Origin of the sequence: Collinsella tanakaei, assembly GCF_016902615.1 — a bacterium.
Taxonomy (GTDB): Bacteria; Actinomycetota; Coriobacteriia; order Coriobacteriales; family Coriobacteriaceae; genus Collinsella; species Collinsella tanakaei_A.
This window is the reverse complement of record NZ_JACJMB010000009.1, coordinates 69,828-82,820: the sequence shown is the minus strand read 5'-3', so window position 1 is coordinate 82,820 and position 12,993 is coordinate 69,828. Positions and strand designations below refer to the sequence as shown.

Annotated in this window: 18 protein-coding genes; 2 read left to right on the top strand and 16 right to left on the bottom strand. The window is 64.5% G+C overall.

What is annotated here, in order from left to right; genetic code table 11:
• The coding region (locus H6A21_RS04860; protein ID WP_204560836.1) for a RidA family protein at positions 1 to 368 on the bottom strand (368 nt) is incomplete at its 3' end.
• Positions 369 to 718: 350 nt separating this feature from the next.
• Here H6A21_RS04860 and H6A21_RS04855 point away from each other — a divergent pair.
• Positions 719 to 3,223 (top strand): U32 family peptidase, encoded by a 2,505-nt coding sequence (locus tag H6A21_RS04855; protein WP_239462667.1) that lies wholly within the window; start codon positions 719 to 721, stop codon positions 3,221 to 3,223.
• Positions 3,223 to 3,918 carry an RluA family pseudouridine synthase gene (locus H6A21_RS04850; protein WP_204560834.1) on the top strand — a complete coding sequence of 232 codons (696 nt, stop codon included), beginning with the start codon at positions 3,223 to 3,225 and terminating at the stop codon, positions 3,916 to 3,918. Before H6A21_RS04855 ends, H6A21_RS04850 begins: the two co-directional genes overlap by 1 nt.
• A gap of 101 nt (positions 3,919 to 4,019) precedes the next feature.
• Here H6A21_RS04850 and H6A21_RS04845 read toward each other — a convergent pair whose 3' ends face one another.
• The 15 genes from H6A21_RS04845 to H6A21_RS04775 all read right to left on the bottom strand — a co-directional run bounded on the left by H6A21_RS04845 (position 4,020) and on the right by H6A21_RS04775 (position 12,863).
• Entirely contained in the window at positions 4,020 to 4,856 is an 837-nt protein-coding gene (locus H6A21_RS04845) for an SDR family NAD(P)-dependent oxidoreductase (RefSeq protein ID WP_204560832.1), read from the bottom strand.
• 272 nt (positions 4,857 to 5,128) lie between these two features.
• On the bottom strand, positions 5,129 to 5,440 hold the full coding sequence (gene rplX / locus H6A21_RS04840) for a 50S ribosomal protein L24 (protein WP_239462666.1): 312 nt from the start codon (positions 5,438 to 5,440) through the stop codon (positions 5,129 to 5,131).
• Positions 5,441 to 5,455: 15 nt separating this feature from the next.
• Positions 5,456 to 5,824 (bottom strand): 50S ribosomal protein L14, encoded by a 369-nt coding sequence (gene rplN / locus H6A21_RS04835; protein WP_204560830.1) that lies wholly within the window; start codon positions 5,822 to 5,824, stop codon positions 5,456 to 5,458.
• Positions 5,825 to 5,925: 101 nt separating this feature from the next.
• Entirely contained in the window at positions 5,926 to 6,192 is a 267-nt protein-coding gene (rpsQ, locus tag H6A21_RS04830; protein ID WP_204560828.1) for a 30S ribosomal protein S17, read from the bottom strand.
• Positions 6,193 to 6,207: 15 nt separating this feature from the next.
• The gene (rpmC, locus tag H6A21_RS04825) at positions 6,208 to 6,423 is read right to left on the bottom strand and encodes a 50S ribosomal protein L29 (RefSeq protein WP_204560820.1); all 216 of its coding nucleotides are present in this window, start codon (positions 6,421 to 6,423) and stop codon (positions 6,208 to 6,210) included.
• Entirely contained in the window at positions 6,424 to 6,852 is a 429-nt protein-coding gene (gene rplP / locus H6A21_RS04820; protein WP_204560818.1) for a 50S ribosomal protein L16, read from the bottom strand. It abuts the gene before it with no gap.
• Complete coding sequence (gene rpsC, locus H6A21_RS04815; protein ID WP_204560816.1) at positions 6,852 to 7,562, bottom strand: 30S ribosomal protein S3; 711 nt, start codon at positions 7,560 to 7,562, stop codon at positions 6,852 to 6,854. Before rpsC ends, rplP begins: the two co-directional genes overlap by 1 nt.
• Positions 7,563 to 7,568: 6 nt before the next feature.
• Positions 7,569 to 7,940 carry a 50S ribosomal protein L22 gene (gene rplV, locus H6A21_RS04810; RefSeq protein WP_204560814.1) on the bottom strand — a complete coding sequence of 124 codons (372 nt, stop codon included), beginning with the start codon at positions 7,938 to 7,940 and terminating at the stop codon, positions 7,569 to 7,571.
• Positions 7,941 to 7,955: 15 nt separating this feature from the next.
• A complete protein-coding gene (rpsS, locus tag H6A21_RS04805) occupies positions 7,956 to 8,216 on the bottom strand; it encodes a 30S ribosomal protein S19 (protein ID WP_022349932.1) in 261 nt (86 codons plus the stop codon).
• 29 nt (positions 8,217 to 8,245) lie between these two features.
• Complete coding sequence (gene rplB, locus H6A21_RS04800) at positions 8,246 to 9,076, bottom strand: 50S ribosomal protein L2 (RefSeq protein WP_204560807.1); 831 nt, start codon at positions 9,074 to 9,076, stop codon at positions 8,246 to 8,248.
• A 158-nt stretch (positions 9,077 to 9,234) separates the two neighbouring features.
• Entirely contained in the window at positions 9,235 to 9,522 is a 288-nt protein-coding gene (gene rplW / locus H6A21_RS04795; RefSeq protein WP_204560804.1) for a 50S ribosomal protein L23, read from the bottom strand.
• On the bottom strand, positions 9,523 to 10,149 hold the full coding sequence (rplD, locus tag H6A21_RS04790; RefSeq protein WP_204560802.1) for a 50S ribosomal protein L4: 627 nt from the start codon (positions 10,147 to 10,149) through the stop codon (positions 9,523 to 9,525). It lies immediately after the preceding gene.
• Positions 10,150 to 10,198: 49 nt separating this feature from the next.
• Positions 10,199 to 10,819, bottom strand: coding sequence for a 50S ribosomal protein L3 (gene rplC, locus H6A21_RS04785; protein WP_204560800.1), 621 nt, complete (start codon positions 10,817 to 10,819; stop codon positions 10,199 to 10,201).
• Positions 10,820 to 11,183: 364 nt separating this feature from the next.
• On the bottom strand, positions 11,184 to 11,792 hold the full coding sequence (locus tag H6A21_RS04780) for a histidine phosphatase family protein (RefSeq protein ID WP_204560798.1): 609 nt from the start codon (positions 11,790 to 11,792) through the stop codon (positions 11,184 to 11,186).
• Positions 11,793 to 11,828: 36 nt separating this feature from the next.
• Positions 11,829 to 12,863 (bottom strand): Gfo/Idh/MocA family oxidoreductase, encoded by a 1,035-nt coding sequence (locus H6A21_RS04775; RefSeq protein WP_204560796.1) that lies wholly within the window; start codon positions 12,861 to 12,863, stop codon positions 11,829 to 11,831.
• Positions 12,864 to 12,993: the final 130 nt, after the last annotated feature.

Genomic DNA, 12,993 nt, shown 5'->3' with positions numbered 1-12,993 from the left:
GCGATGACCTCGATCTCCACGAGACCGCCCGCAGGCAGCGCGCCCACCTGGAAGGCGGAGCGGGCCGGATAGGGCTCGGTGAACTTGGAGGCGTAGATCTCGTTGACCTTCGCGAAATCGGCGATATCGGCCAGCAGGACCGTGGTCTTCACGACGTTGTCGAACGTCGCGCCCTCGGAGGCGAGCAGGGCCTCGATGTTGGCGAGGGACTGGGCGGCCTGGGCCTCGATGCCCTCGGGCATCTTGCCGGTGGCGGGGTCGATGCCGAGCTGACCGGAGAGGAACAGCATGTTGCCCGTCTTGATGCCGGCGGAATACGGGCCGAGGGCCGCCGGGGCCTTCTCGGAGGAGATGACGTTCTTGTCCATGGGAGCTCCTTTGCTGTTGGGATGAATGAGTCGAACACAACGGATGCCGGTGTCCGGAGGCTATTGTGGACCTCGGCATCCGTTGCGTATCTGGGGCCATATAAGGCACGAGAGGCCCCGAGCGCGCAGAGGCCCTCGGGTCTCCACCTCGCTTCCTCGATGGTATCCCCCTGCGTGACCGCGTGCAAGTAATTTATCGAATCTGAGAATTTTTTATCTGCCACCGGCGTCATATGCGCGCCCGACGGCGCCATGGCTTTTCGCTGACCCTGCGGATTCTTTCGGCGGGTGCAGGCGGCCACGCTATACTCATGAGCGATATCACCCTCCATACCTGCAGAAAGGCGCACATGTCGCGGTCCTTTGATCATCTTGTCGCACCCACCTACCCCGAGCTCCTCTCCCCTGCCGGAGGTCCGGAGCCCTTCGCCGCCGCGCTTGCCGCCGGCGCCGACGCCATCTACTGCGGCATGGGCTCGTTCAACGCGCGCCGCAAGGCCACGAACTTCACCGACGAGGCGTTCGCCGACGCCTGCCGGGCAGCGCATCTCGCGGGCGCGCGCGTCTACGTGACCGTGAACATCGTCATCAAGGACACCGAGATGGCCGATGCCCTCGAGCTCATCCGCCGCTGCGCCGAACTCGGCGCCGATGCGTTCATCATCCAGGACTGGGGCCTGTTCTTCGAGGTCAAGCGCCTCATGCCCGCCCTCGAGCTCCATGTGTCCACGCAGGCGAACATCCACGATGTGCGCGGCACCATCTGGTGTCGCGAGGCGGGAGCCGACCGCGTCACGCTCTCGCGCGAGCTTTCGGTCTCAGAGATCGCGGATATCGCGCAGGCGGGCATCGACCTCGAGGTCTTCGCCCACGGCTCCATCTGCTTCTCGTATTCCGGCGTCTGCCTGCTGTCGAGCTTCGCCTGCTCGGGGCGCTCGGCCAACCGCGGCATGTGCGCGCAGCCCTGCCGACTGCCCTACGAGCTGCTCGACGAGCACGGTGAGGTCATCCCCACCCCGGGTCGCGAGCGCGCCCTGTGCCCGCGCGACAACTGCACGGTCGACATGCTCGGTGAGCTCATCGACGCGGGCGCAGGCGCCCTCAAGCTCGAGGGCCGCATGAAGGCGCCCGATTACGTCTACTCGGTGACCCGCGCTTACCGCGAGGCTGTCGATGACGTGCTCGCGCACCGCGAGATGGATCCCTCCCGCGCACGCGACCGCGCACGCCGCCTCAAGCGCTGCTTCAACCGCGACTTCACGAGCGCCTACCAGCACGGCACCTCGGGCGACGAGATGATGAGCTACGAGCGCTCCAACAACCGTGGCCAGATCGTCGGCGAGGTCCTGGGAAGCCGCCGCGCGAACAACCCCGCCGGCCTCCATCCGGACGACCGCCGCGTGCGCGCCGCCATCGTGCGCATCCGCCTCGACGAGCCGGTCGGCAAAGGGGACCTGCTCGAGCTGCGCCACGACGATGAGTTCGACCAGTTCCTGACCGTGACCGCCGCCGCGGACGCCGCCGCGGGCGAGACGATCGAGTGCCGTGCCGCGCGCGCCATGCCCGCCGGCGCTCTCGTGCGCCTCATCCGCAGCCAGGCCGCCCTCGACGAGGCGGCCGCGGCCCTCCATCGCGATGTCGCCCGCAAGCGCGCCGTCGACGTCCATGTGCGCGCGAGGCTCGGTGAGCCCTTCTGCGTCGAGCTTTCCTGCGTCGACGATCCCTCGTTTTGCGCGCAGGCGACCGGTTTTACCGTCGAGCCGGCACGCACGAAGGCTGTCACGGCCGACGACCTGATCGAGCATGTCGGCCGCATGGGATCCTCCCCCTTCGAGGCCGCCTCGTTCGACATCGATCTCGACGAGGGCTGCGGGATGGGATTCTCCGCCGTACACAAGGTGCGCGCGCAGGCATGCGCCGCGCTCGAGAGCGCCATCTGCGCCGGCTACGGCGCGCGCTCCGACGCGCTCGCAGAGCTCTCCCCCTTCGCACAGAGCGCGACGACCGCCGAGACCGCGACCGTCGGGCAGGTAGAGCCCTTCGAGCCGGAGATCTGCGCTATCGCCACCTCCTTCGAGGCGGCACTCGCCGCCCGCGAGGCGGGGGCGGACCACATCTATCTCACGGTCGACGACCTCGACGCCGCGGGCCTCGATCCCGCCCGTGCCCGCGAGATGGGCATCACGCCGATTCTCGATGAGGTATGCCGCGCCGCGGACCATGAGCGCCTGGAGCCGTGGATCGCCAGCGGGGCGCCCGCCGCCGTCGGCAACATCTCTGAGCTCGCGCTCGCCCGTGAGCGCGGTGCAGCGCCCGAGATCCGCACGTGCATCCCTGTCCACAACGTCGCCTGCCTGCAAGCGCTCGAGGCGCACGGCGCCGCGGGCTTCTGGCTCTCCCCTGAGCTCACGCTTGCAGAGATCGAGCGCATCGCGCCGCACGCCACGGTCCCCGTCGGCCTTATCGTCTCCGGCGCGCCCCGCGTCATGACGAGCGAGCACTGCATCCTGCAGGTCGCGAACGCCTGCATCCACGACTGTGCACGCTGCCGCCTGCGCACGCGCGCGTGCTCGCTGCGCAACATCGACGGCAAGGTCCTGCCCGTTCGCACCGATATCCACGGGCGCAGCCGCCTATACGACGGGTATCCGCTCGACCTTACGCCTCAGATGGGCAAGCTGCTTGCCGCCGGCGTCTCGCGCTTCGCCGTCGACGGCACGCTGCTTGCCCCCGATGCGCTCTCCGAGCTCGTTGCCCGCGCGCGCCGGGCGCTCGAGGCCGCGCGCGCCGGGCGCCAGCCCGCACGGCGCCTGCCCAAGACGTCTGCCGGCTGCCTGTTCGTGGGTGTCGACTGATGGATGGCATCCTGCCCGCCATCCTCTTCGAGAGCGACACCCTCCTCGCCGTGGACAAGCCCGCGGGCATCATCGTCCACGGCGACGGCACCGGTGCGACCACGCTCACCGATCAGGTCCGCGCGCTGTTGCGCTCGCGCGCCGACATGGGGACGAACCCGGATGAGCTACAGGCGCTCCAGCGACTGGACCGCGAGACCAGCGGCATCGTGCTGTTTTCCCTACGCAAGTCCTCGCAGGCCACCTACGATCGCCTCATCGCCGAGCACGGCATCGACAAGCGCTATCTCGCCATCGTCAACGGTGCCCCCACCTGGCGCACGCGCACCTTCACCGACCCAATCGGTCGCGACCGCCACGATGCGCGCCGCATGCGCGCAAGCCGAACCGGCAAGGCGGCCATGACGCACGCCCGCGTCCTCGATACCCGCCGCATCGGACGCAAGACGCTCACCCTGCTCGAGGTGCGCATCGAGACGGGCCGCAAGCATCAGATTCGCGTACACCTCTCACACGCGGGACTTCCCATCCACGGCGACGACCTCTACGGCACTCCGGCTTCCGACGGGCTCATGCTCCACGCGCATCGGCTCTCCTTCATCGACCCGATCGACAGCGCACGCGTCTCCATCATCGCACCGGCGCCCGCGCGCATGCGACGCCTCTTCCCGCGCGCCCTTGATGACTCGCGCTGATGGGCACAGGCAGTCCATCGCATACCCGCCGGTACGTCACACGCGATGCGGGGGCGCAGCACCGGCTGCACCCCCGCATCTCATAGGCGGATGATCTTCCTTCATGGGCCCGCAGACGTGAGCCGTGAGCGTCGATATGAGGGACGCTGGCCCAGGCCGCCCTCGAGCGCGAGCGTCTCGCCCGTCATGTATTTGAAGTCCGGCCCGCACAGCTGCACCACCACGCGGCCGATCTCCTGCTCCACGTCGCCGTAATGGCCCATAGGGGGCATGTGCACGTTCGCCTCGTAAGCCTCCGGATAGGCATCCTTGAAGCCCTCGAGCGCCGCTGTCCAGGCCAGCGGCGCCACGATATTGACGTTGATGCCGTCGGGGCCCCATACGGTGGCGGCGACACGCGTGAGGCCGCGGATGCCCTCCTTGGCGGCGGCGTAGGCGCACTGCCCGTAGTTGCCGAACAGGCCGGCGCCCGAGGCGAAGTTCACGACGGACCCCTTCGTCTCCTTGAGGTGCGGATAGCACTTCTGCATGTAGAGGAACGCAGCGTAGAGGCCGGAATAGATGGCGAGGTTGAACTGGTCCATCGTGTGGTCGGCAAGCGTCACGCCCGACGCCGAGGCCTGCGCGTTGTTGACCAACGCGTCGATGCGGCCGAACACACGGATCGCCTCGTCCACCACATGCTGCACGACGGCCTCGTTGTCCTGGCCGGCCGCAACATCCGCCACGACGGGCAGCACGCGGATGCCGTAGATGCGCTCAAGCTCCTCCTTGGCGGCATCGAGCTTCGCGGGGTTACGCCCCGTGATCACGAGGTTCGCCCCCTCCTTCGCAAACGCGACGTCGATGCCGTAGCCGATAGATCCGGCCGAGCCATCCTTCAGCGTCGCCTTGCCGCCACCGGTGACGATAACGGTCTTGCCCTCGAAGTATCCCATGAGCCACTCCTTTCTTGTCGCCGACTCGCATCACGAGCGCCGTGATGCACAACTCTACGCAAGCGAACAGCCGGCACTATCGGCAAACGATGGCGTTCGGCATACGGTAGGCCGCGTATCCGGAAGCGGCGGGAACCGGCCGCAAGCGGTCGCATACCGAACCTGAACGGCAGGCGGGCCCATCAAAGCAGCTACACCAGGCGATCCACCTATGAAAAAAGCGCCCCCGACAAGCTGTCGGGAGCGCTCAAGCGATCACCTAGGTGGGTGGCTTAGAACTCAGCGCCGCACTTCTTGCAGACGCGCAGCTTGTTCTTGCCGTCCTTCTTGTGGCCGACACGGGTGGCCTGACCGCACTTGGGGCAGATGAGCATCACGTTGGAGGCGTCGATAGCGGCCTCCTGGGACACGATGCCGCCCTGCTGGTTCTGGGGCGTGGGCTTCATGGCCTTCTTGACCATGGCGACGCCCTCGACAACGACCTTGCCCTCAGCGGGAAGCGCGCGCAGGACGGTACCCGTCTTACCGCGATCCTTGCCGGAGAGCACCTTGACGTTATCGCCCTTCTTGATGGACATAGACATAACGGTCTCCCCTAACTACAGGGTCTCGGGTGCAAGCGAGACGATCTTCATGTACTTCTTGTCACGAAGCTCACGAGCGACGGGCCCGAAGATACGGGTGCCGACGGGCGAGCCGTCCTTGTTGATGACGACGGCGGCGTTGTCATCGAAGCGAATGTAGGAGCCGTCCTTGCGGCGGATCTCCTTCACGGTGCGGACGACGACGCAACGGACGACGTCCTTCTTCTTGACGTTGGCGCCCGGGGTGGCCTCCTGGACGGCAGCGATGATCACGTCACCGACGCCGGCATAACGACGCTTGGAGCCACCGAGCACCTTGATGCAGCGAACCTTGCGCGCACCGGAGTTGTCAGCAACCGTGAGCATGGTTTGCATTTGAATCATGGTAGTTCCTCCGAATGAGAAAACGATGAGAGGTGCGCCGCCCGAAGGGGCGTGCGTACGCCGTGGCGGCGCACGTCATCGGATGAAGCGTACGGTCGTGATTACTTGGCGCGCTCTATGATCTCGACGAGACGCCAACGCTTCATCTTGGACAGAGGACGGGTCTCCATGAGGCGAACGGTGTCGCCCACGCCTGCCGTGCACTCCTCGTCGTGCGCGTGAAGCTTCTTGGTGCTGGTCATCATCTTGCCGTACTTGGGGTGACGCTTGCGCTCCGTGATCTGGACAACGATGGTCTTGTTGCCAGAGATGGAGACGACGACACCCGTGCGGACCTTGCGCGAATTACGCTCAGTCGTTTCAGACATGCTTTACTCCTGAATCTACTCGGCGGCAGCGGTCTTCTCCGCTGCGATCTGACGGGCGCGCTGCTCCGTGAGGACACGAGCGATGTCCTTCTTCACGGTCTTGACGCGAGCGGTGTTATCCAGCTGGCTCGTGGCCATCTGGAAGCGAAGGTTAAAGAGCTCGGCGCGCATCTCCTTCAGCTTGTCAGCAAGCTGAGCGTCCGAAAGCTCACGAATCTCTGCGGGCTTCATTTACTTATCCTCCCCGTCCTGAGTAGCGCGGGTAATGATCTTGGTCTTGATCGGCAGCTTGTGCTGAGCCAGACGGAGCGCCTCGCGGGCGATCTCATCGCTCACGCCCGAGATCTCGAACATGACGCGACCCGGCTTGACAACGGCCACCCACTCCTCGGGGTTACCCTTACCGGAACCCATGCGGGTCTCAGCGGGCTTCTTGGTGATGGGTTTATCGGGGAAGATCGTGATGAACACGCGTCCGCCACGCTTCATATAACGGGTCATGGCGACACGAGCAGCCTCGATCTGACGGTTGGTGATCCAGTGGGCCTCGAGAGCCTGCAGGCCGATGGTACCGAAATGGAGCTCGGTATGGCCCTTAGCATGACCCTTCATGGAGCCACGCTGCACCTTGCGGTGAAGAATACGCTTAGGGGCGAGCACTACTGACCCCTCCTCTCGGAATTACGACGGCGAGGACGCGAAGGACCCTCGAGGGCCGGGTTGGGAACCGGCTGACCCGGGAGCTTCTCGCCCAGGTAGATCCACACCTTGACGCCGCAGGCGCCCATGGTGGTGTGAGCGACGGCCGTGCCGTAGTCGATCTTGGCGCGGAGGGTGTGCAGGGGCACGCGACCCTCACGGTACCACTCGCGACGGCCCATCTCGGCGCCGCCGAGACGACCGGAGCACTGGATACGGATACCCTTGGCACCGGACTTGCGGGCGGTCTGGACGGCCTTGCGCATGGCGCGACGGAAGGCCACGCGGCCCTCGAGCTGCTCGGCCACGGACTGGGCGACCAGCGCGGCGTCGAGCTCGGGACGCTTGATCTCGATGACGTCGACGGACAGGTGGCCCTTCTCGACGCCGACGACCTTCTCGAGGTCGTGACGAAGGGTCTCGATCTCGGAGCCCTTCTTGCCGATGACGATGCCCGGACGGGCGGTGAAGATGATGATCTTCACCTTGTCGCCGGCGCGCTCGATCTCCACGCGGGAGACGGCGGCGCGGGACAGACGCTTCTTGAGGTACTTGCGGATCTCAAGGTCGTTGCCGAGGGTCTCGGCATAGTTCTTGTCGGCGTACCAACGGGAACGCCAATTCTCGGTGATGCCGAGACGGAAGCCGGTGGGGTAGACTTTCTGACCCATGCTAGCTTACGCCTCCTTTCGAGGAGCGACGACAACGGTGATGTGGCTGGTGCGCTTGAGGATGCGGGAGGCGGAACCCTTGGCGCGAGGACGGATGCGCTTGAGCGACGGGCCCTCGTCGACGTAGGTGGCCTTCACGACCAGGTCGGAAGCGCGCAGGCCGTTGTTGTTCTCGGCGTTGGCCACAGCGGACTTGAGAACCTTCTCGACGTCCACGGCGACGGCGCGGTTGCAGAAATGAAGGATGTCGAACGCCTGGGCAACGGACTTGTTGCGGATCAGGTCGACGACGAGGCGAGCCTTGCCGGGGGAAACGCGAACGTACTTGGCCGTCGCGCGGACCTCGACGGTCGCGGTGTCGGTAGACTTAGTTGCCATTTACGAAGAACCCCCCTATTTGGCCTTGTGGCCACGGAACGTACGGGTCGGCGCGAACTCGCCGAGCTTGTGACCAACCATGGACTCGGTGACGTACACGGGCACGTGCTTGCGACCGTCGTGGACGGCGATGGTGTGACCGACCATCTCGGGGAAGATGGTGGACGCGCGGGACCAGGTCTTCACGACGTCCTTCTTGCCGGCCTCGTTCATCGCGACGATACGCGAGAGAAGGCGAGCTTCCACGAACGGGCCCTTTTTGAGACTTCTGCTCATAAGTGCTAACTCCTAAAACTCGGTATCGACTACTTGCGACGACGACGGATGATGAGGGCGTTGGAGACCTTCTTCTTGTTGCGGGTGCGATAGCCCTTCGTCGGCTTGCCCCACGGAGTAACAGAAGGACGACCAGAGGTGTGGTTCTTGCCCTCGCCGCCGCCGTGCGGGTGGTCAACCGGGTTCATGACCGTACCGCGGACGGTAGGACGGACGTTCATCTTGCGCTTACGGCCAGCCTTGCCGATGACGATGTTGGAGTGCTCGGCGTTGCCGACCTCACCGACGGTCGCGCGGCAGGTGAGCAGGATGCGGCGCATCTCGGAGGACGGCATGCGCACGATGGCGTACTTGCCCTCCTTACCCATGAGCTGGCAGGCGGTGCCGGCAGAACGGGCGATCGCGGCGCCCTTGCCGGGCATGAACTCGATCGCGTGGATGAGCGTACCGACGGGGATCTCGGACAGCGGCATCGCGTTGCCCGGCTTGATGTCGGCGCCGGCGCCGGAGACGACCATATCGCCGACCTTGAGGCCCTTCGGGCACAGGATGTAGCGCTTCTCGCCGTCCACGTAGTGGAGCAGGGCGATGCGGGCGGAGCGGTTCGGATCATACTCGATGGTAGCGACCTTGGCGGGCACGCCGTCCTTGTTGCGCTTGAAGTCGATGATGCGGTAGCGACGCTTCACGCCGCCGCCCTGATGACGGACCGTGATGCGGCCCTGGTTATTACGACCGGCCTTCTTGGGAAGCGGCGCCAGGAGCGACTTCTCAGGCTTGTTGGTCGTGATCTCGGCGAAGTCCGAGATCGTCTGCCAACGCCTACCGGCGCTGGTCGGTTTAAGGTGCTTTACAGCCATTACCTATCCCTTTCGAATCTATCCGCTCGCCATCGCAAGCAGGGATGCGGGTGCGATGACACCGGATTTACCACGGTACCGGGCGGCTCCATCTTTTAAGCCCGGTACTCTTTGCGCGCTCGCCTCTCGGCGAGCGAAAGTGCACGCGGACCGAGAACTTAGGCCTGGTTGCCGAAGATCTCGATGGACTGGCCCTCGGCCACCGTCACGATGGCCTTCTTCCACGAGCGGGTCTTGCCGGCGATGTAGCGAACGCGCTTGGTCTTGGGCTTGACGCTCATGGTGTTGACGCGGACGACCTTCACATTGAAGATCTCCTCGACGGCGTCCTTGATCTGGTACTTGTTAGCGTCCTTGTGGACCTCGAACGTGTACTTGTTCTCCTCCATCATGGAGTAGGAACGCTCGGACACGATCGGGCGGATGATGATCTCGTGTGCGGTCATTTAGGCGAGCACCTCCCCGAAGTGGGTCGCGACGTCCGCGGGCATCAGCAGAGCGCCGTTGTTCAGGAGGTCGTAGGTGTTGGCCTCGGACGGCGTGATGATGAACGTCTTGGGGATGTTACGGAACGACAGGTAAGCGTTGATGTCGTCCTCGCGGACGATGATGGTCAGGCGCTTGCCCTCGATGCCCAGGGCCTTGATGAGGGCGACAGCGGCCTTGGTGGACGGCTTCTCGAAGCCATAGTCGTCAACGAGGAAGAGCTCGTTGTCGCGCACCTTCGCGGAGAGCGCGGAGCGCATGGCGAGCTTGACCTCCTTGCTGTTCATACGCTTGACGTACGTACGGGGCTTCGGCCCGAAGATGACGCCGCCGTGACGCCACTGACCGGCGCGGGTGGAACCCTGGCGAGCGTGACCGGTGCCCTTCTGACGCCACGGCTTCTTGCCGCCACCGGAGACCTCGGAACGGCCCTTGGTGGACTGGGTACCCTGACGCCAAGAGGCCATCTGGCACTTGACGATGTGATGCATGACGTGGATGTTCGGCTCGATGCCGTACACCTCGGGAGCGAGCTCGACCTCGGCGGTCGCCTTGCCCTCGCTGTTCTTTACTTCAAACTTAGACATTCTGTTCTCCTTGGTATGACGTTAGGACCTGAGTGGTTCTAAAGGCCCTTTAGGCCATACGGATGGCGACCAGAGCGTTCTTGCCACCAGGGACGGCACCCTTGATGAGCATGAGGTTCTGCTCGGCATCGATGCGGACAACGGTGAGGTTCTTCACGGTCACGCGCTCATCGCCCATGTGACCGGCCATCTTGACGCCCTTGAGAACGCGGGCCGGATAGGCGCACTGGCCGATGGAGCCCGGATGACGCTTGAAGTGCGAACCATGGGTCATAGGACCACGGCGCTGACCCCAGCGCTTGATGCGGCCCTGGAAGCCCTTACCCTTGGAGGTACCGATGACGTCGACCTTGGCGACATCAGCGAAGTCAGCGACGGTGACGACCTCGCCGACCTTGTGATCCTCGCCGTTCTCGACGCGGACCTCACGGAGGTAACGGACGGGCTCGACGCCGGCCTTGGCGAAGTGACCAGCCATGGGCTTGTTCACGTTCTTGGCCTTGATGTCGCCGAAACCGATCTGGACGGCATCGTAGCCGTCGGTGGTCTTGGTTTTAACCTGCGAGACCGCGCAGGGGCCAGCCTGGATGACCGTGACGGGGACGACGTTGTCGTTCTCGTCCCACACCTGGGTCATACCAATCTTGCGGCCGAGAATCATGCTGATCATTCAATGATCCTAACTCTCGGTGGTCTTGGGACACTGCGCCCGCCCCTTGCGGACGCCCCTAGAGGACCACTATCGGACGTGCGTGCTCCGAAGCTTTGCATTCCGCTCGCATATCCGATGCGGCAACCCATTCGCGCATCGGTTCTGCGGCAGGCAGAATCCTCCCCTATCGAGGCACAGCTCGATTAGTATACACGGCCACGGGCGTGTCCATATTTTCTTCGCATTGAAATCCCAGCTCACACCACACGGCCGCCGTTTTGTCCAATCGACGGCACCAGGGGTGCTCCAAACCGAGGCCTTCACACCCGCAAACACCCGACATTGGCGTCTCAGGAGCCGATACTTCGATCGGCGTCTCCCCTCAGACCTCCTGGTTCACGATCGCAGTGTTCGTGAATGTGCGCTCGACAGCATCGAACGTGTACACGAGGATGCAGCAGTTGCCGAGCGGCACATCCTGCGGGCACGCCACCAGATGCTCCCACGCCTTCTTGAACTGCAGGGTCGCCGACCCATGGCTCACTGCGAGCAGGTTCTCGACGTGCGTGTCGCTCATGAGATCAGTCAGCGTCGCGACGATGCGCTGACGCAGCGCGCGGCTTCCCTCTCCCCCATATGGCACGAGGGCCTCGCCGGGGTCCCAGAGCTCGGTCGGAACATCGGCAGCAGGCCCCGCCTCGAAGATGCCGTAGCTGCGCTCCATGAGGCCATCGATGTCCTCTATCGCCGGAAGGTCACCGACGCCGGCATCAAGAAGATCGGCACGCACCGTCTCGAGCGTTGCGCGCGCACGGCCGAGTGGAGAGGTGCAGAGGCGATCGAAGTGCGCGCCCTCGCGCACGAACCAGGACGCCGCAGCATGCGCCTGGGCCATGCCGAGCTCAGTCAGGGGCGAATCGCTGCGCCCCTGCACGCGCTTTTCAAGATTGAATGCCGTCTGACCGTGACGGAGAAGATACAAGGTGGACATTTCGCTCCCAACAGCTTCGTGATTCGGCCCGCGTGTCTAGCGAGCGAGCGTCATACCGGCCTCGAGGATGCGCATCTGCGCGAGCGTCTCCTCAGGCTTGACGAGCTGCGGGGCACCATGGGCAACCGTCTCGAAGAGCGCCTCGTAGAACTGCGCATAACTCGTTCGCTCGCTCGGCACGCGCTCCTCGCGCATGGCGCCCGTCTCGTCGACGTACCTGAGCAGGCCGTACTGCTCGAGGCTATCCTGTCCGAAGTCGGGATGGCCCGCCGGCAGATAGAAATGCTTGAGGTCGCGCTCCTGCTGGTCCTTCTCCATCTTGAGGTAGGCGCCGCGGTCGCCATACACCGCAAAACTCGGGCGCAGAAAGGCGGACGCGTAGTTCGCATGCGCCGTCGCCTTCAGGTTGAGCTCGTCATAATACAGGTCATAGTCGAAATAATCGACCGCAGCCCCCGCGCCCTTCGTCTGGCGGACCTCCGCATGGAAGCGGTCGGGTACTCCGAACCACGCGATAAGCTGGTCGAGGCAGTGCGTGGCGTGCCCATAGGCCGCGTTATCGATGGGGTCGAGCCCCACGCCATCCATCATGTGGGGACGGAAATAGTCGTAGCTCGTGACGACCTCGAAGACGTGTCCAAGCTTACCGGAGTCGTACACCGTGCGCGCCGTCACGTAATCGGAATCGAAGCGGCGATTCTGGAAGCACTGGACCGTCACGCCTTGGGCGCGCGCAAGCTCGAACAGCTCGGCCGCCTCAGCCTCGCTTCCCGCAAACGGCTTATCGACCACGACGTGCTTGCCGGCGCGCAGGGCAGCCTTCGCGTGCTCGAAGTGGCAACGCGAGGGCGTGCAGATCTCCACGATGTCGATAGCGGGATCGCCGAGGACCGCGTCGAGATCATCGACATACGTTGCCCCGGGGACCGCATCCCACGCATCATTCCGAATGTGGCGCGCATAGATCGTCTTCACGCGAAACTTCTCGGGCAGCGTGAGCATAAACGGGATATGATAGCGGTTCGTCGCCTTCCCGTTGCCGATATAGCCGACATTCAGCACGCGATCCATAAGGACTCACCCTCCAACCCGATGCAACACGACTCCACGCATGATAGCGCAACGCCCATGGGCAGCGCGCGTGCACCGCACTTCGGAATAGATGGCCCCACACGCGAAAAGGCCCCGGAGGGTCTCCGCA

Bases quoted from the DNA above. Each gene is read 5' to 3' on its own strand.
- rpmC (WP_204560820.1), bottom strand. From the start codon at position 6,423: ATGAAGCCCGCAGAGATTCGTGAGCTTTCGGACGCTCAGCTTGCTGAC.
- rplD (WP_204560802.1), bottom strand. From the start codon at position 10,149: ATGTCTAAGTTTGAAGTAAAGAACAGCGAGGGCAAGGCGACCGCCGAG.
- rplW (WP_204560804.1), bottom strand. From the start codon at position 9,522: ATGACCGCACACGAGATCATCATCCGCCCGATCGTGTCCGAGCGTTCC.
- H6A21_RS04775 (WP_204560796.1), bottom strand. From the start codon at position 12,863: ATGGATCGCGTGCTGAATGTCGGCTATATCGGCAACGGGAAGGCGACG.
- H6A21_RS04850 (WP_204560834.1), top strand. From the start codon at position 3,223: ATGGATGGCATCCTGCCCGCCATCCTCTTCGAGAGCGACACCCTCCTC.
- rpsC (WP_204560816.1), bottom strand. From the start codon at position 7,562: ATGGGTCAGAAAGTCTACCCCACCGGCTTCCGTCTCGGCATCACCGAG.
- H6A21_RS04845 (WP_204560832.1), bottom strand. From the start codon at position 4,856: ATGGGATACTTCGAGGGCAAGACCGTTATCGTCACCGGTGGCGGCAAG.
- H6A21_RS04780 (WP_204560798.1), bottom strand. From the start codon at position 11,792: ATGTCCACCTTGTATCTTCTCCGTCACGGTCAGACGGCATTCAATCTT.
- rplB (WP_204560807.1), bottom strand. From the start codon at position 9,076: ATGGCTGTAAAGCACCTTAAACCGACCAGCGCCGGTAGGCGTTGGCAG.
- H6A21_RS04855 (WP_239462667.1), top strand. From the start codon at position 719: ATGTCGCGGTCCTTTGATCATCTTGTCGCACCCACCTACCCCGAGCTC.
- rplX (WP_239462666.1), bottom strand. From the start codon at position 5,440: ATGTCTATGTCCATCAAGAAGGGCGATAACGTCAAGGTGCTCTCCGGC.
- rplV (WP_204560814.1), bottom strand. From the start codon at position 7,940: ATGGCAACTAAGTCTACCGACACCGCGACCGTCGAGGTCCGCGCGACG.
- rplN (WP_204560830.1), bottom strand. From the start codon at position 5,824: ATGATTCAAATGCAAACCATGCTCACGGTTGCTGACAACTCCGGTGCG.
- rpsQ (WP_204560828.1), bottom strand. From the start codon at position 6,192: ATGTCTGAAACGACTGAGCGTAATTCGCGCAAGGTCCGCACGGGTGTC.
- rplC (WP_204560800.1), bottom strand. From the start codon at position 10,819: ATGATCAGCATGATTCTCGGCCGCAAGATTGGTATGACCCAGGTGTGG.
- rpsS (WP_022349932.1), bottom strand. From the start codon at position 8,216: ATGAGCAGAAGTCTCAAAAAGGGCCCGTTCGTGGAAGCTCGCCTTCTC.